General features: G+C 33.8%; 17 protein-coding genes and 2 tRNA genes. 8 read left to right on the top strand and 11 right to left on the bottom strand.

Annotation, left to right across the window (positions count from 1 at the left end):
* Nucleotides 1-317: 317 nt before the first annotated feature.
* On the top strand, nucleotides 318-1388 hold the full coding sequence (locus tag ABDW27_RS06440; RefSeq protein WP_343695126.1) for an outer membrane beta-barrel protein: 1071 nt from the start codon (nucleotides 318-320) through the stop codon (nucleotides 1386-1388).
* A 421-nt stretch (nucleotides 1389-1809) separates the two neighbouring features.
* On the opposite strand, the gene ABDW27_RS06435 is transcribed toward ABDW27_RS06440, so the two are convergent.
* The 5 genes from ABDW27_RS06435 to ABDW27_RS06415 all read right to left on the bottom strand — a co-directional run bounded on the left by ABDW27_RS06435 (nucleotide 1810) and on the right by ABDW27_RS06415 (nucleotide 7333).
* Nucleotides 1810-2715 (bottom strand): N-acetylmuramoyl-L-alanine amidase, encoded by a 906-nt coding sequence (locus ABDW27_RS06435; RefSeq protein ID WP_343695125.1) that lies wholly within the window; start codon nucleotides 2713-2715, stop codon nucleotides 1810-1812.
* 30 nt (nucleotides 2716-2745) lie between these two features.
* On the bottom strand, nucleotides 2746-3294 hold the full coding sequence (locus tag ABDW27_RS06430; RefSeq protein ID WP_343695124.1) for a hypothetical protein: 549 nt from the start codon (nucleotides 3292-3294) through the stop codon (nucleotides 2746-2748).
* Between the two features lie 40 nt (nucleotides 3295-3334).
* The gene (rimO, locus tag ABDW27_RS06425) at nucleotides 3335-4645 is read right to left on the bottom strand and encodes a 30S ribosomal protein S12 methylthiotransferase RimO (protein ID WP_343695123.1); all 1311 of its coding nucleotides are present in this window, start codon (nucleotides 4643-4645) and stop codon (nucleotides 3335-3337) included.
* A 151-nt stretch (nucleotides 4646-4796) separates the two neighbouring features.
* Complete coding sequence (locus tag ABDW27_RS06420; protein ID WP_343695122.1) at nucleotides 4797-6299, bottom strand: outer membrane protein transport protein; 1503 nt, start codon at nucleotides 6297-6299, stop codon at nucleotides 4797-4799.
* A 50-nt stretch (nucleotides 6300-6349) separates the two neighbouring features.
* Nucleotides 6350-7333, bottom strand: a complete 984-nt coding sequence (locus tag ABDW27_RS06415; protein WP_343695121.1) for a hypothetical protein — start codon at nucleotides 7331-7333, stop codon at nucleotides 6350-6352.
* 102 nt (nucleotides 7334-7435) lie between these two features.
* Here ABDW27_RS06415 and proS point away from each other — a divergent pair, with 102 nt between their 5' ends.
* The 4 genes from proS to rpsT all read left to right on the top strand — a co-directional run bounded on the left by proS (nucleotide 7436) and on the right by rpsT (nucleotide 9586).
* Nucleotides 7436-8914 (top strand): proline--tRNA ligase, encoded by a 1479-nt coding sequence (proS, locus tag ABDW27_RS06410; protein WP_343695120.1) that lies wholly within the window; start codon nucleotides 7436-7438, stop codon nucleotides 8912-8914.
* Nucleotides 8915-8991: 77 nt separating this feature from the next.
* Nucleotides 8992-9063, top strand: a tRNA-Glu gene (locus tag ABDW27_RS06405).
* Nucleotides 9064-9108: 45 nt separating this feature from the next.
* Nucleotides 9109-9180, top strand: a tRNA-Glu gene (locus ABDW27_RS06400).
* 154 nt (nucleotides 9181-9334) lie between these two features.
* Nucleotides 9335-9586 (top strand): 30S ribosomal protein S20, encoded by a 252-nt coding sequence (rpsT, locus tag ABDW27_RS06395; protein ID WP_012026903.1) that lies wholly within the window; start codon nucleotides 9335-9337, stop codon nucleotides 9584-9586.
* Nucleotides 9587-9829: 243 nt separating this feature from the next.
* Here rpsT and ABDW27_RS06390 read toward each other — a convergent pair whose 3' ends face one another.
* The gene (locus ABDW27_RS06390; protein ID WP_343695119.1) at nucleotides 9830-10246 is read right to left on the bottom strand and encodes a response regulator; all 417 of its coding nucleotides are present in this window, start codon (nucleotides 10244-10246) and stop codon (nucleotides 9830-9832) included.
* A 5-nt stretch (nucleotides 10247-10251) separates the two neighbouring features.
* Complete coding sequence (locus ABDW27_RS06385; RefSeq protein WP_343695118.1) at nucleotides 10252-11961, bottom strand: PAS domain-containing sensor histidine kinase; 1710 nt, start codon at nucleotides 11959-11961, stop codon at nucleotides 10252-10254.
* Nucleotides 11962-12129: 168 nt separating this feature from the next.
* Between ABDW27_RS06385 and typA the strand changes: the two genes are divergently transcribed.
* Nucleotides 12130-13926 carry a translational GTPase TypA gene (gene typA, locus ABDW27_RS06380; RefSeq protein WP_343695117.1) on the top strand — a complete coding sequence of 599 codons (1797 nt, stop codon included), beginning with the start codon at nucleotides 12130-12132 and terminating at the stop codon, nucleotides 13924-13926.
* A 108-nt stretch (nucleotides 13927-14034) separates the two neighbouring features.
* Here the strand turns inward: typA and ABDW27_RS06375 are convergent, their stop codons facing one another.
* The 3 genes from ABDW27_RS06375 to ABDW27_RS06365 are packed head-to-tail and all read right to left on the bottom strand — an operon-like array spanning nucleotide 14035 to nucleotide 18126.
* Nucleotides 14035-16359, bottom strand: coding sequence for a choice-of-anchor L domain-containing protein (locus ABDW27_RS06375; RefSeq protein WP_343695116.1), 2325 nt, complete (start codon nucleotides 16357-16359; stop codon nucleotides 14035-14037).
* 15 nt (nucleotides 16360-16374) lie between these two features.
* Entirely contained in the window at nucleotides 16375-17211 is an 837-nt protein-coding gene (locus ABDW27_RS06370; RefSeq protein ID WP_343695115.1) for an ABC transporter permease subunit, read from the bottom strand.
* Nucleotides 17212-17214: 3 nt separating this feature from the next.
* Nucleotides 17215-18126 (bottom strand): ATP-binding cassette domain-containing protein, encoded by a 912-nt coding sequence (locus tag ABDW27_RS06365; RefSeq protein ID WP_343695114.1) that lies wholly within the window; start codon nucleotides 18124-18126, stop codon nucleotides 17215-17217.
* A 108-nt stretch (nucleotides 18127-18234) separates the two neighbouring features.
* Between ABDW27_RS06365 and ABDW27_RS06360 the strand changes: the two genes are divergently transcribed.
* Entirely contained in the window at nucleotides 18235-19287 is a 1053-nt protein-coding gene (locus ABDW27_RS06360) for a hypothetical protein (protein WP_343695113.1), read from the top strand.
* Nucleotides 19288-19379: 92 nt separating this feature from the next.
* Entirely contained in the window at nucleotides 19380-20246 is an 867-nt protein-coding gene (locus tag ABDW27_RS06355) for a hypothetical protein (RefSeq protein WP_343695112.1), read from the top strand.
* Nucleotides 20247-20395: 149 nt separating this feature from the next.
* Here ABDW27_RS06355 and ABDW27_RS06350 read toward each other — a convergent pair whose 3' ends face one another.
* Nucleotides 20396-24127 carry a metallophosphoesterase gene (locus ABDW27_RS06350; protein ID WP_343695111.1) on the bottom strand — a complete coding sequence of 1244 codons (3732 nt, stop codon included), beginning with the start codon at nucleotides 24125-24127 and terminating at the stop codon, nucleotides 20396-20398.
* Between the last annotated feature and the right edge of the window lie 19 nt (nucleotides 24128-24146).

Below are 24146 nucleotides of genomic sequence, written 5' to 3'. Positions count from 1 at the left end.
TGTAATTTTTTTAAAACCCTATTTTTTTAAGTGAAAATGCTAAAAATGTGTTGTTGAATTTTCAAAAACAAAACGCTATTAATGTCAAATCACGATTATAGGCAGTTTAATTTTTGTAATCCATAATTCTTCGCTTAAAACGTCAAAAAAATAGTGTCCAATTATTCTACTCATACAAAAGTTAATAAATTCGCTAATGAAAATGAGGGGGTTTTAGGGGAAGATTCAGGGTTTTAAAAATGACTTATACTATTAAACTAGATATATAAACGATTAACTAACCAAAATCAATTTAATAACTAAAAACCAATTAACACATGAAAAAAGTATTTTACATTTTAGCTGCCACGTTAACAAGTTCTTTTTCTTTTGCACAAGAGGATGACAAACCAACTTCACCGGCAACTACTTGGGGAGGGTCTGCGGATGCTTACTATAAATATGATTTTTCTAAACAAATGAATGGACTAACGAGCTTTACCAACTCACAAGATTCATTTGAATTAGGAATGGCTTCGATAGAAGCTGGTCATACTTTTGGAAAAGCTTCTGTTTTCGTAGACTTAGGTTTCGGAAAAAGAGCAGGAGAATTTTCATACAATGAAACAACAGATAAAGATATAAATGCTAAATTTTTAATTAAACAATTGTATTTCACGTATCAAATTACTGACGAATTTAAAGTTGTTGCGGGTAGCTTTGGTACACACATTGGGTATGAGGTATTAGATGCAGTAGATAATAAAAACTACAGTATGTCTTATGCTTTCTCATACGGGCCGTTCTTTAATACAGGGGTAAAAGCTCAGTATACATCAGGGAAATTTACGGCTATGTTTGGTATAACTAACCCAACAGATTTTAAATCAGCGATGGATGCCGGTTCAACACAAAAAACCTATATCGGACAAGTGGGTTATATTGGTGAAACAGGAAGTGCTTATTTGAATTTTACTTCTGGAAGCAGCAACCCTGCATCTGACGAAAACAAAACTCAGTTTGATTTAACAGCTTCTAAAACAATTAGCGACAGCTTTGGTTTAGGTTTAAATGCTACTTATGCTAAAACTAAAAATGATTTCGACACAACTTTAGATGGTGAGTGGTTTTCATTAGTAGGATATGCAAATTACTCTTTCAGCCCATCATTATTATTGGCTTACAGAGTTGAATATTTCGATGCAAAAGATGCAGCTCCAAGTTTAGGTACATTAACAGGATCTAGCGTATTTGCAAACACAGTTTCATTAAATTACAAAGTTGGAAAACTTACAATTATTCCCGAGTTAAGATACGACGCTGCTTCTGAAGATATTTTCTTAGATAGCGATGCTGCTCCAACAGGAGGTTCGTTCTTCGCTCTACTTGCTACAACATACTCTTTCTAGAGATAAAGATTGATATTTTTTTTTTTTTTTTTGGAGCTGTCGAAACATACTAATGTTTTGGCAGCTTTTTTATTTTGTACCTGATTTTTTTTGCCACGAATTTCACGAATTTTCACGAATTAAAATTTAGAAATCATTGCATGAAAATTTACTGATAGACCTTGCAGTTGAGTTTTAAAATTTATTTTTTAATAGTATATCATTAGTATAAAAAAATAGTGAAAATTCGTGAAATTCGTGGCAAAAAAACATCGACAGCAAAGAGAAATAATTAATCCTTTTTAATCCTTTAATCTGTGGCAAAAAAAATCAACTCAAAGCATAATTAATCTTTTTAATCCTGCTTAATCTGTGGTAAAACAAAAAAACGCATCTCTATATATTTTAGAAATGCGTTTTGTAAATATTTTTTAAAGACTGTTTATTGAATCTGTTTTTTATAAATAGAATAGATCGTATCAATAGTTTTTCGATCTAAAACAGACGTGGCATCAGTTTGAATATAATGCAGTTTAAAAGCCTGAATTGCAGCAGAAAGATTCTTAGTATTGTAACCAATAATTCTTAAAGCAGGTTCTATTTTAAAATCAAAAGGAGCTTCTTCTAAAACTTCATCCGGCCAGATTCCAAAACCTTTTTCGGCTAATGTTTTCCAAGGAAATAAGGCACTAGGATCCTGTTTTCTTCCCGGAGCAATATCAGCATGACCTAAAAAATTCTGAGTAGGGATATTGTAATCTTTTTTCAGTTTTGTCAATAAAGCAACTAAACTGTTGATTTGTGCTTCTGTAAAAGGTTTAAACCCATTATTATCAAGTTCAATTCCGATAGAAGAAGAGTTTAGATCTGTATTTTTTCCCCAAGTTGAGGCTCCGGCATGCCAGGCTCTTAAATAATCATTCAGCATTTGTACCACTTTTCCGTTTTCAGAAATTACATAGTGTGCACTAACCTGAGTTCTGGTTTTTGTAAAAGTATTAATAGTCTGCTGAAGAGAATCCTGAGCAGTATGATGGATAACAACAAAAGAAGGTTTTCTCAAATTAAAATTCACCGTCCCAATCCATTCTGTACTAATGCCGTTTACTAAAGATGTTGAGCCTGTTTTAGATAAAGTATCTTTTACAATACCTAATTGAGAAGCATAAGTAGTATCAATAATCAGCGGACTTACCGATGGAATCGTTTGTGCTTCTTTACTTGTAATTTGATTCTCTAAAGTCTTCAGCTGCTGATCGTAAGCTTTTTCAGTAGTTTTATACGGATTTGTTGAGCAAGAAGTAATAATAATTGCTAAAATCAAATAACAAAAATGTTTTTTTACCATGGTTAATTACATTTGTGATAGAGTTAGAAATTATTCCTGAACTTTCTCAACTGGTTTTTCTTCTTCTTTAGTATCCTTAGAATCTTTGTCTTTTTTCTTTTTTGATTTTGTTTTCTTAACCTCTTTAAAATCAGCCATGAAGTTGTTGTATTTCTCTATTTGGTCCGGGTTTAAAAAGGCCGTTATTTTTTTAGTCATAGCTTCTTTTAGAGCTTTTAGCTGCTCCATTTTTTCATCCTGACTGCTGCTTTCATTTTTTATAAGAATTCCTTGTTCTCTTAAACCATCAGCAAAAACATTTGTAATGGCAATAGCCTGAAGTTCATCAAGATTTACAACAGGTTTCATCTGCTCAACTATTTTAGCTGCTGTTTCTTCAACCGGTATCTCTTTAGGTTTGCTTGTATTTTGCTGCGGACCGCCCATCATGCTTCTGTCCATACCCATTCCGCCGCCTCTTCCGTAGCCACCATAGCCATTGCCGTAACCATTACCATATCCGTTTCCGTATTGAGCCGAAGCAAAATTGAAGCAGAATAATGTAAAAACTAGAATAATTAAGTTTTGAGTAGCTTTCATAAAGTGTTTTAGTCTAAGTTAACAATAGTTCATGGTAAATTTAAGCAGGTTCTCCGTATAAATCAAATTCTGTTGCTTCAATTATCTTGATATTAACAAATTCGCCGGTTTTTACATAATGTTTAGAGGCATCGATCAAAACTTCATTGTCAACATCAGGGCTGTCGAACTCCGTTCTGCCCACAAAATGAGCACCTTCTTTTCTGTCAATAATACATCTAAAAACCTGACCCACTTTTTCCTGGTTTAAATCCCATGAAATCTGCGATTGCAATTCCATAATTTCATTCGCTCTCGCTTGTTTTACATCATCCGGAACATTGTCCTCTAATAAATAAGCATGCGTATTTTCTTCATGAGAATATGCAAAACATCCCATTCTGTCAAACTTCATTTCCTGAACAAACTCTTTCAAAATTTCAAAATCTTCCTGTGTTTCACCAGGGTAGCCCACAATTAAAGTAGTTCTAATTGCCATTCCCGGAACCGCAGCACGGAAATCTTTTAATAACTGAGTTGTTTTAGCCTGAGTTGTACCGCGGCGCATCGATTTTAAAATAGAATCGGAAATATGCTGTAACGGAATATCTATATAATTACAAATCTTAGGTTCGCGTTTCATTAATTCCAAAACATCCATCGGGAAACCAGTTGGATAAGCATAATGTAAACGAATCCATTCAATTCCTTCAACTGCTGCTAAAGCCTCTAACAATTCTGCCAGATTTCTTTTTTTATAAAGATCTAAACCGTAATAGGTTAAATCCTGAGCAATAAGTATTAATTCTTTAACGCCGTTTTTAGCTAAACCTTGTGCTTCTTTAACTAATTTTTCAATTGGCTGAGAAACGTGAGAACCACGCATTAATGGAATCGCACAGAAACTGCAAGGTCTGTCGCAGCCTTCTGCAATTTTTAAGTAAGCATAATTTTTAGGAGTTGTAGTTAATCGTTCTCCTAATAGCTCATGTTTATAATCGGCACCAAGAGCTTTTAAAAGCTGAGGTAATTCAGTTGTACCAAAATATTGGTCAACGTTTGGTATTTCTTTTTCTAAATCAGGTCTGTAACGCTCAGATAAACATCCGGTAACGAAAACTTTATCAACTAAACCTTTATCTTTTTTGTCTGCATATTCCAAAATCATGTTTACTGATTCAGCTTTTGCATTATCAATAAATCCACAAGTGTTTATAACAATGATATTTCCTTCATCCTTAGTTGCTTCATGTGTAACTTCTTTTCCGTTTGCAAGAAGCTGACCCATAAGTACTTCACTATCATATACATTTTTTGAACACCCAAGAGTGATTACGTTAATTTTGTTCTTTTTTAAAGACTTGGTTCTCATACTTTTATAAATTGGAGTGCAAAATTACACTTTTTTATTCAAACACCGCTTGTTTCGGTTTCTTTTAGGCGTTTTTTATGAATGTGAATGCATAAAAAAAATCCGCCAGGTAAAAACCTGACGGAAATTTCCATTATCTATTTAATTTTAATTACAATTCAAATAATAAAGTCAAAGAAACATTATTAAGTTTCGATGTAATGTTTGCGCCGTCAGTAAATCCGGTTGCAAAGAAACCTTGGTTCGATTTTCTTTCTAAATAAGAATAAGCAAGGTCTAATTTTGTAGATCCAAAGCTATATCCTAAACCTCCAGAATAACTGTTTAGATCTCCAATTGTAGTTCCGCTTTTATAAGGACTTCCTTCAAAACGATATCCGCCACGTAAACTCAATCTGTTTATTTTAAATTCTGCTCCAACTCTCAATTCTCCATTTGTTGTTAATTGGTCGTTTATGTCATTGTTTACACCTCTAAAACCTGCGTCACTCGTTGGTTTAAATTTAGTATTACTATAATCTTTGATAGAGTAGTCAACACTGATTAAGCCAGATTTACCAAACACATAAGCACCACTAAAAGTGAATTTTCCTGGAGTTTGTAAAGTATAAGGATCATAAACGTTTACCACATTTGGATTTATGTCGTAATAATTTTCAGGACCGCTAGCTGCTTGTGTAGTAGAGTATAGACTTTGAGAAACTTCGTCGTATAGTTCGTACCATGTATTTGATTCGTAAGCTAATCCAAGTCTTAAAGCTTCAGTAACTTTTGCTATCGCGCCTAATTGAAATGAGAACCCATTTCCATATGTGTAAAGATCGTTGTTAAATTGTAGATTAGATATGGTTGCAGTTGGTTGTAAAGGATTGTTGTTACTTTCGTAAAAAATACTAGATCTTCTGTAATCTGTAACATGAACGTTTAAATTAGCGCCAAAATAGATTCGGTTTTTATAAGATGTTGCAATGTTAAAACTTACTTTACTATTGTATCCTCTTTCGTAAATACTGTTTTCCTGATAATAATTTCCTCCAGCAGGAACGTTGCTTGTGTATTGTGTGTTACCGTCGGTATTGGAAGCAGGATTTATCACAAATCCTCTATAGCCAAAATAGGCTTGTTGTTCCTCATAAAATTGATCCCTATATGGAATATTTGCTATGTTTGCTAATGGAATTCCATTTGCATATGCTAAGAAATAATCCGCTACAGAGTGTGATGGATTTGTTCCGGCAGAGAAAGTGTTATTATTGAAATTATTTGTATTTTCATAACTCGCTCCAATTGCGATTTTATTCCAGCCATTATTTGGATTTCTGTCTTTAAAAACAAAAACACCACCAGCTTGATTTAGAATAAAAGAATTGTCTTTGTCTGAAGTTTGAGTGCCAAAATAATCAGAATTATTTTTAATATTTTGATTGCTCAGTGTGATTCCAACTTGATTGTTGTTGAAAACAGCCGATCCGGCCGGATTGACAGAGATTGCTGATAAATCACCGCCCACAGCTCCGAATGCACCGCCCATTGCTCTAAATCTTGCAGTTCCGGTTAAATTGTCTTGTGAAAAACGAACAGCATCAGAAACTTCCTGAGAATGTGAGACGCTGACAGTTAGTCCTGTAATTAAAAGGAGAAATATTTTTTTCATTTGGGTAAGTTTTAATGTCTTGTATTTAGATACGGAAAAGAAGAAAAATGTTACCTTCTTCCGCCTCCACCGCCGCCGTAAGATCTACCACCGCCGCCTCCGCCGCCAGATGATCTCATGCTTCCGCCGCCACCGCTGTTCATAGAACGAGATGGGCTAGGAGAGTAAGTTCTTGATGAACTGCTGTTATTGTTGTTGTAATTGTAGCTTCTGTTTGTTGAAGCACTAGATGATCTTCTGTTAGAATAATCGTAGCTGTTATTTTGTCCTTGAGAGTAACTTCTTCTGTTTGTAAAAGTTGGACTTGAATTATATGTTCTTCCGTTTACAGCGCTTCTTCTGTAATCAGAATAGCTGTTTGAAGATCTGTTGCTAAAACTTCTGTTAGTGTAGTTGTAGTTTCTGTTTGAAGAGTAATTTCTGCTCGCATAGCTTCTGTTATTGTAAGCATAGTTTCTTCCGCCGTAGTAAGCTGCAGACCCTCTTCTTCCGTAGCTGTAAGCATAGTTTCTGTAATAACTTCCTCCCCAGTAACCAGGGTAACCCCATCCAGGTCCCCAGTAGCCCGGGTATCCCCAAGCATAGCCAGGATAGCCCCAATAGCCTCCCCAGTATCCGCCATATCCCCATCCATATCCGTAATAAGGGTAGCCCCATCCGAATCCGAATGACCACATTGGGTCTGAGTAAACATTTACTGAAACATCTGAATTGCTGCTTCCCCAAGCAGGGTAAGAAGCTACAGCTGCAGTTTGAGTGCTGTCGCTTTCAGCATAATTACCATAATTGTCTACATCTGTAAAAATTTCTGTAGGCTGGTTATCATCCTGTAATGATTTGAAATAATCTTTATATTGATTGTTTGTGTTTGAAGTGTTTGCTTGCGCGTATCTGTTGGTAGAGTTACCATACACACCATCACTGTCATAATACGATGTGTTTTGGTAAGAACCACACGATGCTAACAGAAAACTCAGTAATCCAATTAAGTAAAAATGACTTGAGTTTTGGCGGAGAGTAATATTAGTTTTCATATCTGTGGTGTTTTTTATTGTTGCACATTACAAAAATAGTTAGTTTTGTCAAACTATTTAGTTAAAATTATTTAAAACAAAATTTGTGCCAAACTATATAATATGAGTAAGAACCTTACTACACGATCAGAAGATTATTCTAAATGGTATAATGAGCTGGTTGTTAAAGCAGATTTAGCTGAAAATTCAGGAGTTAGAGGATGTATGGTGATCAAACCATACGGCTATGCAATTTGGGAAAAGATGCAGGCAGAGTTAGATAGAATGTTTAAAGAAACAGGACATCAAAATGCTTACTTTCCCTTATTTGTACCCAAAAGTATGTTTGAGGCTGAGGAGAAAAATGCAGAAGGATTTGCAAAAGAATGCGCTGTTGTAACGCATTACAGATTAAAGAATGATGAGGAAAGACCGGGAAAACTTATGGTTGATCCCAATGCAAAATTAGAAGAAGAACTTATTGTGCGTCCAACTAGTGAGGCAATTATCTGGTCTACATATAAAGGATGGGTGCAGTCTTATAGAGATTTACCTTTACTTATTAATCAATGGGCAAATGTGGTGCGTTGGGAAATGCGTACACGTTTGTTTTTAAGAACTGCAGAGTTTTTATGGCAGGAAGGGCATACGGCTCACGCAACAAAAGCAGAGGCATTAGAAGAGTCTGAAAAAATGATGAATGTCTATGCTGATTTTGCTGAAAACTTCATGGCGATTCCGGTTGTAAAAGGATTTAAAACTGAGAGCGAGCGTTTTGCTGGTGCTGATGAAACGTATTGTATTGAAGCATTAATGCAGGATGGAAAAGCATTGCAGGCTGGGACTTCTCACTTTTTAGGGCAGAACTTTGCAAAAGCTTTTGATGTGAAGTTTGCTAATGCTGAAGGAAAACAAGAACACGTTTGGGGAACTTCCTGGGGAGTTTCTACTCGTTTGATGGGAGCATTGATCATGACACATTCTGATGATCAGGGATTGGTGCTGCCTCCAAATTTGGCTCCAATACAAGTTGTAATTGTTCCTATTCATAAAACAGATGAACAATTGGCTGAAATCACGGCTGCAGTAAATGAATTGACTGCAAAACTGAGAAAATTGAAAATCTCTGTAAAATACGATGACAGAACAACTCAAAAACCAGGATTCAAATTTGCTGAATGGGAATTAAAAGGAGTTCCTGTTAGAATTGCTGTTGGCCCAAAAGATTTAGAAAACGGAACTTTTGAAGTGGCTAGACGTGATAATTTGACGAAAGAGGTTGTTTCAAACGAAAATATCGTGAATCATGTAAATGATCTGTTAGAGCAAATTCAGAAAGATTTATTTGACAGAGCATTAAATTATCGCAATACTCATATTACAGAAGTAAATAATTTTGAGGAATTTAAAGAAGTTTTAGAAGGAAAAGGCGGATTTATTTCGGCTCATTGGGATGGAACTGTTGCTACCGAAGAGAAGATAAAAGATTTGACAAAAGCTACGATTCGATGCATACCTTTGGACGCTGTTGAAGAGGCGGGAACCTGTGTATTTACTGGGAATCCTTCTTCTAAAAGAGTGCTTTTTGCTAAGGCTTATTAAAAAAATATATTTTTTTTGCTTTACCTATTGTGCAGATAAAAAATAGATGTATCTTTGCATCCGCAATACAGAAGCGCGGTCCGTTCGTCTATCGGTTAGGACGCCAGGTTTTCATCCTGGTAAGGGGGGTTCGATTCCCCCACGGACTACAAGTTATATTACATATTGAAAATTTCCAAACTTAGGAGGATATTGGTCCGTTCGTCTAGGGGTTAGGACGCCAGGTTTTCATCCTGGTAACAGGGGTTCGATTCCCCTACGGACTACAAAATTAGTTGTAAATAAGTTTTGTAAAACAAAAATTGGTGTCTCGGTTTTTGTTTTATTAGTTAAAACCAAAGTGATTGTTTTACAATTGTGGGAGGTTTTTCTTTTTTAACTAGTATTTATAATAATTATTACATCTAAAATTAAAAGAAAATGGCAAATCATAAGTCAGCATTAAAAAGAATCAGAAGTAACGAAAAAAGAAGAGTTCTTAACAGATATCAGCACAAAACTACTCGTAATGCTATTAAAGCGTTAAGATTAGCTACTGATAAATCTGATGCTGCTGCTAAATTATCGACTGTTATCTCTATGATTGATAAATTAGCTAAAAAGAACATCATTCATGATAATAAAGCTTCTAACTTGAAGTCTAAATTAACTAAACACGTTGCTAAATTGTAATTAAATACAATTTACTAAAATATAGAAAGTCCTCTTTTAGAGGACTTTTTTTGTTTATATAATATCTGAAATTTCAATTTTTAAAATTCCAAATTCCAAAGTTTTAATGTGAAGAGTGGCGAATTGTAAAATTCCAATTAAATAAATTCTAAATTCCATCAAACTAGCTTAGAGTGTGTAGTGATTGAGTTTAATCAAATAATAAGCTTGGAATTTGGAATTTTAAAAATTGGAATTTAAAATTTATATTAATCCTATTTTCTTTTTAAGGTATTCCAGCATAGCTTGTGTAATAGGTTTTGAAAGAAAATCGATTATAATAGGATATTTTTTTGCTTTTGCTAAATCTTCGGGATCAATTGTAGATGATAATACAATAACTTTTGCAGAATTAAAATCAGCATAAGCTTCAGAAGTGAAATGATCCAAAAATTCCCAGCCTCCCATAACAGGCATGTTTAAGTCCAGAAAAATCAATTCAGGTTTTTTGTTTACTTTGTTTTTATTGTTTGTGTACTTTAAAGTATTAAAATGATGCAGGGCTTCTTCGCCATTTTGAGCCGTAATTATTTCATGAGAAAACGAAGATTTTGCTATTACTTTTTTGCATAGCATCAATGTAATTGGATCATCGTCAATACATAAAATTTGCTCAAGCATAATAATTAATTTTTAAATGTTATAGTAAATGTGGTGCCTTGGTTTACTTCACTTTCAATGGAGATTGTGCCTCCCATAGTTTCTACCTGAGATTTTACAAGATACAACCCTAGTCCTTTACTATCAGGATAATTATGGAATCGTTGGTAAAGGCCAAAAACTTTGTCTCGGTTTCTTTCCAGATCAATTCCAATTCCATTGTCTTTAAATGTTAAAACAACCTGATTTTCTATTTGTTCGGCTGTAATTGATATTTTTAATTTTCGGTTTTCTGACTTGTATTTTATTGAGTTGGTAAGCAGGTTCAGTAAAATGCTTTCTATGTAAGCTTTGTTTGTAATTAAAACTGGAACTTTGTCGAATTTTAATTTTATAATTGGCTTGTGTAATTCAATTTGAAATGAAAGCTGACTGAAAACATTCTCAAAAACTTCTTTTAATGAAACTTCCTCTTTTTGCATTGAAGGGTTGTCTTTAATAATGATAACTTTTACGAGATCATTAATAGTTTCATTTAATAAATGAGTAGATTTTGTAAAACCGGCGAGAATTTCTTCGAGTTCTTCATCTTCAATAGGAATGTCTTCTATAAGGTTTAAAAGACCAATTAAGTTGGATAACGGCGCTCGAAGGTTATGTGATGTGATGTATGAAAATTGTTTTAAGTCTTTATTGTTTTGTGTTAATTCACGAATAAGATGTTCCTTTTCTGTTTCGAGTTTTTTCTCGTCAGTAATGTCCCTCTGAATAGAAATCCAATGTGTAATTATGCCTTCGTTATTAAAAATTGGAATCATCGCAAAGCGAACCCAATATTCTTCTTGTGTTTTGGTGTAGGTTATGGTTTCAATAACACATTCTTCTTCATTTTTTATAGCCCTTAAAAGCTTTTTTAATTCTTCAGAATCTGATTTTGGCCCTTTAAAGATATTGGTAGATTTTCCAATAATTTCATCAGACTGATAACCTGACATTTGTGAAAATGCCGGATTTACATATACTATTCTTGGTATTTTGCGATCTTTAGAATTTGCTTCGGTAATTAAAATTGAATCTTTAGATTGTGTAATTACGGTTTCTAAAAGCTTTAATCGCTGTTCTTCTTCTTTTTGTTTGGTGATGTCCTGAATTGCCCCAATCATTCTGATGGCTCTTCCATTGTCATCTTTTAATAAAAAACCTCGGTCTAAAACATATTTATAGGTTCCGTCAGCGCATCTAAATCTATATTGATCCTGCCATTTTTCGGTTTTCTGCTCAATAAAAGAATATAATTTTATAGACATCCTAATGCTGTCTTCGGGATGAATTTTGTCAAACCACCATTTTGAAGTTTTTCCAACTTCTTCAGGGTTATATCCAAAAACGCTTTCAATTCCTTTGTTCCAGTTTATTTTGTCTTCCTGAATTTTCCAGTCCCAAATAGTGTCGCTTGTGGCTTTTGCTACGATGTCGTATTTTTCGTTAGACTCTTTAATTTCTTCGTTTGTTCTTTTTAATTTTTTAAAAACGGAAATGTTTTTAGTTTCATTTAAAGATAATATGTGTTTGAAAATGAATCCAGTAGCGATTATGAAAAGCACATCTTTTAAGAAAAACAAATACGCATATCTAGCTTCAAAAAAGTATTCAGTCAGTAGATTATGGCATGCCATAGCCATAATTAGCGATATGATAACGTAAACGAGAGTAATTTTGAGAGTTTTACTTTTCATCAATCAAATATAGTTAAATTAACTATAACTAAACAACAAGAAAAGTTCATTTTAGGTCTGAAATTTACACTGTATTAATGAACTAATTACTTGTATATACGCAAACTATCGCAGAAACATTTTTTTTATCAAAATAAAGTGTACTTTTGCACCCATTAAAAATAACAAATGGAATCTATTAGAAATATTGCAATTATTGCCCACGTCGATCACGGTAAGACCACTTTGGTTGATAAAATTATGTATCACTGTCAATTATTTCGTGAAAACGAAAACACAGGTGATTTAATTCTTGATAATAACGATTTAGAGCGTGAGAGAGGTATTACTATTACTTCAAAAAACGTTTCTGTTCAGTACAAAGGAACTAAAATCAATATTATTGACACTCCTGGCCACGCCGATTTTGGAGGTGAAGTAGAACGTGTATTGAACATGGCCGATGGTGTATGTTTGCTGGTGGATGCTTTTGAAGGACCTATGCCGCAAACGCGTTTTGTATTACAAAAAGCTATCGACTTAGGTTTAAAACCATGTGTTGTAATTAATAAAGTTGATAAAGAAAACTGTACTCCTGAAGAAGTTCATGAAAAAGTTTTCGACTTAATGTTTGAATTAGGTGCTACAGAAGAGCAATTAGATTTCCCAACTGTTTATGGTTCTGCTAAAAACAACTGGATGTCTGATGACTGGAAAGTACAAACTCAAAACATTGAGCCCCTATTAGACATGGTTATTGCTAATGTTCCTGCTCCTAAAGTTTCTGAAGGTACTCCTCAAATGTTGATTACATCTTTAGATTTCTCTTCTTTTACAGGTCGTATCGCTATCGGACGTCTTGAAAGAGGTACTTTAAAAGAAGGAATGCCTATTTCTTTGGTGAAAAGAGATGGAAAAATTATCAAATCAAGAATTAAAGAATTACATACTTTCGAAGGTTTAGGCCGTAGAAAAGTTGAAGAAGTTGTTGCCGGAGATATTTGTGCTGTAGTGGGTATTGAAGGTTTTGAAATTGGTGATACTATCGCTGACTTTGAAAACCCTGAAGCTTTACAAACTATTGCTATCGATGAGCCAACAATGAGTATGTTGTTTACAATTAACGACTCTCCTTTCTTTGGTAAAGAAGGTAAATTCGTTACTTCTAGACATATCCGTGAAAGATTAACAAAAGAGCTTGAGAAAAACTTAGCGATGAAAGTTGGAGAAACTGATTCTGCTGATAAATTCATGGTTTTTGGTCGTGGTGTACTTCACTTATCAGTTCTTATTGAGACAATGAGAAGAGAAGGATACGAGCTTCAAATTGGTCAGCCGCAAGTTATCATCAAAGAAGTTGATGGTGTGAAATGTGAGCCAATTGAGGAATTAACAATCGACTTACCAGAAAACCTTTCAGGTAGAGCGGTTGAATTTGTAACTATCCGTAAAGGAGAAATGCTTTCTATGGAAGGTAAAGGTGAGCGTATGATTATTAAATTTAATATTCCATCTCGTGGAATTATCGGTTTAAGAAATCAATTGCTTACTGCTACAGCTGGTGAAGCTATTATGGCACACCGTTTCATCGGGTACGAACCATACAAAGGAGAAATTCCTGGACGTAACAACGGTTCATTAATCTCTATGGAAAACGGAAAAGCAATTCCTTACTCTATCGATAAATTACAAGATCGTGGTAAATTCTTCGTTGATCCTAACGAGGATATCTATGAAGGTCAGGTTATTGGAGAAAACACTCGTAGCGACGATATGACAGTTAACGTTACTAAAACGAAAAAACTTTCTAACGTACGTTCTTCTGGAGCTGATGATAAAGCGAGAATTATTCCAGCTATCAAATTCTCTTTAGAAGAAGCTTTAGAGTACATTCAAAAAGATGAGTACGTTGAAGTTACTCCAAAATCTTTGCGTTTAAGAAAAATCTACTTGAACGAAAATGACAGAAAGAGATTCAAAATCTAATACGTTTTAAATTTCAATATATAAAATCCCAAATTCCAATTAGGAGTTTGGGATTTTTTTTTATTTTAAAATTGGATTTTGGATTTTAATTGCTAGAATTTCAAGTGTTTATCTCTTCAAACTAAAATGGCCTTTTACATTTTTACCATCTGCAAAAAGTAAGGTAAACCAATAATCGTCAGAAGGAAGCTGCTGACCATTAAAAAGCCCGTTCCATCCTGTACTGTTTTGATTCATTTGTTTAAGAAATTTTCCGTAGCGATCAAAAATTTGCAGCGTATAAGGAGGAATTACATTTGAGTTCTGGATATACCATAAATCATTGTATCCGTCTCCGTTTGGTGTAAAAAATCTCGGATAATCCAAAACATATACGACAAATGAATTAGATATTCCGCAGCCATTTTTATCCCTTGCAGAAACTGTATAAATTCCCGGAAGTACATTATTAAATTGAGGATCACTCTGAAAAGTTTCTCCATCTAAAGAAAATTCATAATTTCCAACTCCTGTATATTGTATTAAAACAGAATTTTCATTTCCTGAAAAATCTTTTACAACAGCATCAGTTATTATCGCTGGTTCAGAAAGAATAACATTAAAGTTTTTAGTTTTCTCACAGCCATTTGCATCTTTAACCGTTACAGAATAATTGCCGGGAGTGCTCACGGTTATATTGTTAGTTGTTTCGCCGTTTATCCATAAATAAGAGCTAAAACCTGTTGCTACTGACAAAGTTATTTGAGCATTTTTACATAAAAACATTGATTCATCTTCAAAATTAGGCGGATCAAAAGTATTTACAACAAGATTTACGGGCTCAATGCCGTAACAATCAGGACCATTAACAACTCTTGCATAAATAGTCTGGTTATAAGCAGTGGTGTTTTTAAAAATATTCGTTAACTGATTTGTCTCGATTAAAGCATCATTTGCTGTTGCATAATATTGAACAGTCAATCCATTCGGAAGTCCTGCAATTACTTTTGAAGTAACCTCTGCCTCTAAATCAAACTGATAAAACCCATCCTGAGTTTCGTCACCGTCGCAGGTACTTATTGGTCCGGGATTGGTAATTGTGTTATTGGAAATTTGTAATGTTATCTGAGCCACTTCAAAACAGCCAAATTCATTTTCTAAACGAGAATAAATAATTTGATTGGCAGTTTTATTGGTATAACTTTCCGGAACTGCAATTTTATTACTTTTGTTCTCAGCGTTAGCTTGCGTTTCGTAATAACCTTCATTTATAATTGCAGCATTATTATTTTTTACAATGTTGTTGGCTTTATTCAAATTAAAAATAGAAAATCCGTCTCCGTCATCATCACATTGTACTAATGAAGTATTGCTAAAAAAGATTTCGGGAGCAAAATCAATTTTAATTTCTCCGGTCAAACTACAGGTAGAAGGAGTTAAGGTGACTTCTACACGATAATTTCCTGTTTGTGTAACGGTATAAGTAGGAGTGGTGGCAACTTGTACATTATCTTTAAACCATTTGTATGCGTAGGCAGGAGACAATTTTGGATCTAATAAATAACTGTCTCCAAAACATAAAGGATCATTGTTTCCTGTCGTTCTATTTGGACCAAAATCTATTTTTGAAGCAAAACTCCCTGCCTGTAAAAATACTGCCGAATCGTAATAGCGGTTTTTATCATCGGCAATAACAAGTTTTATATGGTAGGTTTTTCCGGCTGTAACATTGGTCTGAGCGGTCATAATAACGGTTTGGCCGGCATAATTAATTGGACTCATGTTATTGTTTAAGCCATTAAAATAATCAATGTTTACTTCTGCGCATCCTGGATATTTATCGCCATTTGGGGCAATTCCGGGTTCAATTTTAGGCCGTACATTTAGCGAGGAAACCGGGGTAATCGTATTGGGTAAAACAGCCAGATTTTTATATGGATCTGCAGTTCCGGCTTCTTTAATCAAAAAAGCAAATCCATCTGAATATTCACAAGGATAAAAATACTGATATTCGTTTGAAGCAAATATATAATTGAAACTCAAAAAGTCTGTTAGCGGAACAAAATCAAATTCAAAAGAAGTAGCATTTATGGAGCTGATTCCTAAAATTTGATTCAAATCATTGTCTCCAACCCAGTTTTCACTTCCGCCGCCCTGATTACTAAAATAGGGACCAATTCCTTCTGTACTTGTTGAAGTCGAAAGTATAATACCTTCTTTAAAAGGGAAATTACTTGTGCCGGAATTAAAGTAAGCAAAACTATTTTTTCCTGCTGTATAAGTGTCTCCAATTCCTGTTATATTAGAAACAGCAGCGCAAGAACTGTTAACTAAAACATCTTCTATGAGCTGCTGTGGTGTCTTTTGATCATCAATCGTGATATATTGAGCATTTACCTTTGCAGATAAACAGCCAAAAATTAAAATTATTAAAAAGACTTTTGCATGTTTCATAGTATAACAAATATACTATAAATCTCTTTTCTTTAATAATTTGTAAGAAAAATACACAAATAAAAATGTCCAGACTAAAACAATCAAAATTGAAAAATAATGAACGCTGTAATCTTTAGTATTTTCAACTCCAATTTGATTTCCAATACTTCTTACTACAGATAAACGTGAACCAGGCTCAACAATTAAATTTGAAATAGATTCTAATGGAAGAAATCGGGTGAATAACTTGTCTGTATCGCTATTTGGAAAAACCTGGAAAGCTAAAAATCCTTTAATAATAGATTCAATAATGAGCCATAATAAAAGAAAACCCAAAGCAAAAGCAGAACGTTTTACCAAAATTCCGAGAAATAAACAGAAAGAAAAGAATCCCATCATTTCTGCGAAAAATGCCAGCAGATAATCCAAATCCATAAAAATAACATCGACTTCATTGTAAGATGAAAAACTCAAACCCAAAAGTAAGCTCATTACAAAAACAAAAATGGTTGAGCATAACGCAAAGAGAACTACGGTTAAGAATTTGGATAAAATAAACTCTTTCTTGCTCAAACCATCAATTAAATTTTGCTTTAAAGTGCCATAACTGTATTCATTTGCCATCATAGAAACAATTACAATGGCTAAGAAAAGTTTAAGCCAGCCGGCAACGTAAGTATTAAAATGCCAGATATACGGGAAATTGAAAATTCCCATTTCTGCCAGATGAAATTTAAAAGGGCCAATGTTAAATTTTATAGACGCAATTAAAGCGATAAAAGAAAGGAGGATAAAATAAGTAAGAGTTAGAATACGACTGGCTTTATTCATCCAGATTTTTTGGAGTTCTATAGAAATAAGTCTTTTCATGGCTTAGTTAGATTTTGAGTGGATGTTTTTGGTTAATTCTAAAAATTGTGCTTCTAAACTATTTTTACGTTTTACCAAATGGCTTAAAACAATATTTTTAGAGAATAGAAATTGGTTCAATTCTGAAGCTGATAATTCAGATTTTAGATAAACCAGAATTTTTCCATCTTCATCTTTAATTTGACCTACAGCTTCATGTCCTTGTAAAACTGATTTTAATGCCAGATTATCATTCGAAGAAATTTCAAAGAAACCTTCATTGGCAGACATTCCGTCTACAGAACCGGAATATAAAACTTCGCCTTTTCTTAAAACCACAACATGCGAACAAACTTTTTCGACTTCGTCTAATAAATGAGAAGCCAGTAAAATAGTAGTTCCATGTGATGCAATTTCTTTAATAATATCTCGTATTTGATGAATTCCCTGCGGATCTAAACCGTTTGTAGGTTCATCTAAAATTAAAATTTCAGGGTCATTTAAAAGTGCAGATGCAATCGCTAAACGCTGTTTCATTCCCAGTGAAAAAGTGCTGAATTTTGAATCTTTTCTTTCCGTTAAACCAACCAAATCAAGTTTTTCTCTAACTTTTGTGTAAGGAATGTTTTTGATTTTGCAAACCAGTTTTAGGTTTTCTTCGGCCGTCATGTATGGGTAAAAATTGGGGCGTTCGATTATCGCGCCTACTTTTTTCAGCGCATCGTGAGTTTGAACATTTCCGTCAAACCATTTATAATCGCCTGAAGTTTTGTTAACAACATTTAAAACAATTCCTAAAGTGGTTGATTTTCCGCTTCCGTTAGGACCTAAAATTCCATATACATGGCCTTTTTGAATACTAAAAGATACATTTTTCAGCGCATGAATACGCCCGTATCTTTTACTGAGATTTTCGATGGTAAGTATGGTTTCCAAATTTATTTCGGTTTTAGTTTTAAGTAAGACGAATCAAATTCTATAATGTTACTTCAAATTTATTTTTATCATCATATTGATGTAAATTTGTAATAAAGATATTCAAAAATGAGCGAACCTTTGATGGTGTTGAAGAAACCTTCTTTTCCTTTAACACAGCCACTTTTAAGTTATTTAGACAGATTCGAACGTATTTCGAAAGTATCTGTGTTTTATGATGACTTGCTGCGATTTTCGGGTTCAGTGAATGTTTATGATAAAAATGAAACCGATACTTTATGGATCAGGGTTTATTACAGCGAATTTGAAAGAAATGAAATTGATTTGAATCTTAAAAAAATCTATTCTCTTTTACATTCTGACGGAAACAGTGAAATCATTCAGTACTTGAATATTGATGCCATCGATTATTGCACTTTCGGAAATTCTAAGCCTTTCCGGATAAAAGTTCGAAATATTCTCAATGATAACTATGTTCATTTTTACATCAAAAAAGCCGATGCTTCGAGAATTTACGGACTTGAATTAGAAGATATTCTATCGCCGGATAAAATTAACTTTTTGGTTTACAACGATACTTTAATCGAAGAACATATTATCGGAATTCCCGGCGACGTTTTTATGGATACGCTTCTGGATAAATGTACCGAAATGGAAAAAGCACAAATTGCCAAAGAGTTTGTAAAATTCAACGAACGTTGTATGATAAGGCTTTTGGGCGATATGCGTGCCTACAATTATGTAATTGTGCCAATTCACGATTTTGATCAGGTAGTGTACAAAATTCGTCCGATTGATTTTGACCAGCAATGTTACGAAGGAAATTTCAAAGTATATCGTCCGCAGTTTTTCAAGGAGAATTATCCAATGATTCAGTTAATCAAAGAAAAATTAGAAGAGCGTTCTATAATTCAGTATAAAGATGAAGAAAGGGCGATTTTAGCAAAACGTATACATTCTGCCGAAAACCGAATCAAAAAACTATTAAATATAATGTGCCACGACACAATTTCGACACAAGAACATCTCAATCAGTTAAAAATGGAATTGTACCGATATACTAACGATATGAAATTTAAGAATGCCAAATCGATGGGACATATCATGCATGCGGCATTTGAGTTTATCACACGTAATTTTAAAAACACTAACTTAGTTTAAGGATAGGCCACAGATTTCACAAATTAAACTGATTTTTCAATTTATTAATCCTTCTAATCTGTGAAATCTGTGGCTAAACAAAAATCAATCTTATGAGAAAATCTTTTTTAATAGCCGTTTCTATAGTATTATTAGCTTGTCAGCAGCAGTCTGGAAGCAGTGATTTAAAGACGCTTTATTCACTTCCGAAAAAATTAAAAGAAGTTTCCGGAATAGCTTATTTTCCTGAAACAAATCTATTGTATACTCTGGAAGACAGCGGAAATAAAAATGCAATTTACGCTATAAATTCTAAAGGGAAATTAGATAAAACGATTACAATTTCGAATGCGTCAAATGTTGATTGGGAAGATATTACACGAGATAAAACCGGAAATATTTACATTGGTGATTTTGGAAATAATGACAACGAACGCCGCGATTTATGTATTTATAAAGTGGCGAAAAACCAATTAAATAAAGATGTAGCTTCTGCCGAATATAAAGTTTCATTTTCGTATCCGGAACAAACCGAATTTCCTCCTAAGAAAAAAGAAATGTTTTACGATGTAGAAGGCTTCTTTGAACAAAACGGTTATTTTTATCTTTTTACAAAAAACCGAAGCAAGGGTTTTGACGGAACTGCTTTTATCTACAAAATCAAAAATGCAAAAGGAACTCAAAAAGCGGTAAAAATAGGAGAGTTTAAAACCTGCAGCAATTACAATCATTGTGTTTTAACAAGTGCTACAATAAGTCCTGACGGGAAAAAAGTGGTTTTGTTAAGCCACGATAAAATAGTTTTATTTAAAGGTTTCAAAGGAGATTTATTTCACAAAGGAACCCAGACTGAAATCAGCCTGAACCACTTTTCGCAAAAAGAAGCCATCGTTTTTAAAGACAACAATACTTTATTAATCGCCGACGAAAAAACAAATAAAGTAGGCGGGAATGTTTATGAGTTTGTTTTAAGTCGCTAAGGTTCTAAGATACTAAGGTACTGAGTTTTTCTTGGCGTTGTGTTTAAAAAAAAGCCACGAATTCACGAATGATTTTTAATTAAAATTCGTGAATTCGTGGCTAATCTTTTTCTTAGAATCTTAGCACCTCAGAACCTTAGCAACTTTTTTTAAAAGCTATATGCAGCTCCAAAAATAACTCTCCCAACTTCATCAGGAGATTTAAAATACGAGATTCTGGCAGTTAGAACATTAATAGCATTTAGCCAAAGTCCTCCGCCGTAATCCTGATGCCATTTTCTGGAGTTTTCGCCGTCAAGCCAAACCCTTCCGTAATCAAAACCACCTAAAATTCCATAAGTAAACGGAGCAAGTGTTTTACGGATTTTACCCAGGCTTAAACGCAAATCAGAACTTTGAGAGAAATACGAATTTCCTAAAAAGCGTTCGTTTCTAAAACCTCTCAAATCAGTATCACCTCCTAAAGAAGCTCCCTGATAAAATTCGTAATTATTATTTAAAATTGCTTTTCCTTTCAAATAAGTTGCCAAAACCAGTTTTCCGTTGTGATCGAGTCTGTGTGTGAAACCTAAAATACTTTCAAGCGTTGGGAAATTTTTATTCGTGTCATCTAAATTTGTTGTCCACGTTCCGGCAATCATAAAATACATTCCTAAAGTTGGTTTCGCCGCAAAATCAGAATTTTTAAAAAGATATTTTACTTTCAGGCTTCCATAATTCTGACTATTAAACACATCAGGATTTACAATATTTGGTGTGTCAATAAATCGGTTTTCAGTTTCTTCAACCGCCATTCTCTGGAAAATAGGCTGAATACTAAATTCGCTTCCATATCGGCCTACATGTCGTATTGCGCCTGAAACATTAAATTTACGAATACGTACACGGTTATAATCCATTCCTAAATCATCATTATATTGAGATTCATTTCCGTAGCCAAAATAATTCATTGCAAAATTTGGCGTTGTATAAAGTGATTCAACATCAATAACCCATTTTCCTAACAAACCAGGAAAATGTGCCGCATAATTAAACTCTAAACCTCCGGTTGCGAAATAGTAAAAGGCATTTAAAACGTGTCTCTGTGTATACGGATTCTGTTTAAAATTATTTACAGTATAATTTACATTAACACCCACTTTTACACCATCATCAGGATTGTAACCAATATTAGGTAATCCTGAAACTACATTGTATTTAGGTTTTTCATAATTGTATAAATTAACATCATAATCGTCTGTTAACTGTGTTTTGGTTTTAGAATCAAGATTATAGGTGTTCTCTTTAGATTTAAAGTCGTAAACAATCACTTTTCTGCCATTTTCGATATTATATGTATCATTATTTTGACCTCCAATTAAACGAATTTTGATGCTCGATTTCTGATTTCCTTTTACCTCAAAAATATCATCATCATCTAAACCATAAATCCATAAGTTTTTAGTTTTAGCATCATTTACAGTTTTAGAATATACCAATTCATCGCCTTCTTTTTTAACTCTTAAAACCTGAATTTCAATACTTTTTTTGTTTTTATGATCTAAAATAAATTTGTCTTTTTTATCTGTTCCGGCAATCATAACCGTTTTGCTTAAAACATCAGAATAAATAGTTGCATATTTTTGAAGCTCTTTTTTTCTGTTTTTTAATTTTCGGATGATTTCATCAACCGTTCCATCCTGAACTTCTTTTGGCATTGCTTTAAAAGCGTTTTCAATATCGCTGTCCGTTAAATTATCCTGAATAAATTTTGCCTGTTCAACCCAGTCTTTTTCTTCGGCAGTTCTTAAAAATGCCAAATCCATTGGGTAAGGCTCTCTGCTCAGCCATTTTACATTGCGAATTTCATCTTTAAAATTACGCATGTGTCGCAGTGCCGGAATATTCATTAAAATAGAAAGCAAAGCACCATCATATTTTACAAAAGCCTGATCTCTGTCACGCGGAATTGGTTTGTAGATAACCTTACCGTCTTTTTTAAACTCAGCCCAGCGCCATTGATCGCTATGTCTGTCCCAATCACCAATAAGAATATCAAATAAACGAGCCTTTATATATTCTTTTTCATCAACCGAATATTTTTCATCTTTATGAAGATTAGCCATCATATCATCTGTACCGATGATATTTGTTGGGTTTCCAAAATTTTTGCCATCTAAATGGTTATCAGCAGGTCTTTCTTCAACCATATACAATTGATCTCCAAAGCCGGCATTGAATTCGCCTAAACCATTTTGTTTCGGAATGTAATATAAAACCGGATTCGTGTGAAAAACGCCAATTTTATCAGACATACTGCCCGTTACAAAAGGAGCATAAGGGTGAGAAGTCGTGTAAAAATCAAATAAAAAACTTTCGGTATACGTATCTTCAAAATCGTTTACGATATATTGATCTTTAAAAGCAACAGATTGTAAAAATACCGAAGCACTTTTTTTCATGCCGCGCATTACATATTCCCGTCCTTGCGGGTCAGACATTCTTAAAGAAACAGACTGATGTCCGCCGCCTTCGCGAATAGGTTTCAAACCGCCTTTTAGCGTATCTACAGTCGCTATTTTTGCCTCAATTGGCATGCTGTAATATTTTCTGTAATGCTGTCCGAAGAGAAATTTATGAAACAAACTTTTATCGGTCATTTTTGTCGAATAGATAGAAGTTGTAATTTTTGGAGGGAAATTATTCGGTATATCAGCCGCCCAGTTAATTTCTTTGGCTTTTATAATTTCACGCTCAAAAAGCAGTTTTTCTTTATTATTTTCATTTCCGTAAAACGAAACTTTTGCATCACCGCTTTTATATAAAGTTAAAGTTGCATAACCATTTCCGCCATACGAAAAATCAAACGGATTTATCGCTCTTGCTGCTTCTGATTTTGATCCGGCTCCGCTTATAATCTGCTGGATATTTTCTTTGCTGATGTATTGCAAATTATGATCGTGACCAGAAACTACAATTACATTTTGCTGTTTTTGTAAAAGTGTTTTTATTCGTTTAGCATAAATGGTATATTGTTTATTTTGAAGATCCTGCGGACTAACTCCGGAGGTTTTTCTCAATAAATTAATAAAAGAGCCAATTACCGGAAGCGGGATTTTCTTTTCTAACGGAAATAATTGTTTTTCCAACGAAAACTGACCGCCGTGAGTTCCGTTACTTAATAAAGGGTGATGAATGGCAAGGACAACCGTTTTTTCCTGATTTTTATTTAAGATATTTTCCAGTTCATCAAAAAAATCTTCTCTCGTTTTTATGTCGCAATTATCATTGATTGTGGGATGATCATCCCAATCTTCCAGAAACCATTCACTGTCAATTGCTATTAACGTTGTGATACTATCAATTTTTACATCTTCGATCGGGCAGGTTTTTCTCGGCAGAAAAGCTTTCTTGTCATTTAAGTATTTTGTTATAAAATCAGACTGACGTTCCAAACCTTTTATACCGTTGTACCAGTCATGATTTCCCGGAATAAAAACGGTTTTTCCCTTAAATCCTTCGGCTATTTTTAACTGATTCGTAAGTTTAGTTTCTGCCAGAGCCTTGTCTTCGGAGTTTTTATCACCAGGAAAACCTTTAGGATAAATATTGTCTCCCAGAAAAAGCAAAGTCGATTTTTTACTCGCTTTTTTAAGCTTTTGATGTAAAAGTTCCAGTGTTTGCTGCGCTTGTACTTCGTCAGCATTTCCGGCATCTCCAACAAGATAAAAAGTGTGGGCAATTTTTATTGTATCTGTTGCGTTTTCTGTTTCGTTGGCACTAACATTTTTTCCATATTGCGGTTTATTTGTCGCACAAGAAAAAACAAAAATTAATGTTATAATTGCCAAAGAAAAGTTTTTAATCTTTGCAATAAAATGATTATCCAAAAACAATTTCATAATTTAGTGGTATAAAAAT

The organism is Flavobacterium sp., assembly GCF_039595935.1.
Classification (GTDB): Bacteria; Bacteroidota; Bacteroidia; order Flavobacteriales; family Flavobacteriaceae; genus Flavobacterium.
The sequence above is the reverse complement of the archived record's forward strand: the minus strand, read 5'-3'. Positions and strand labels throughout refer to the sequence as shown.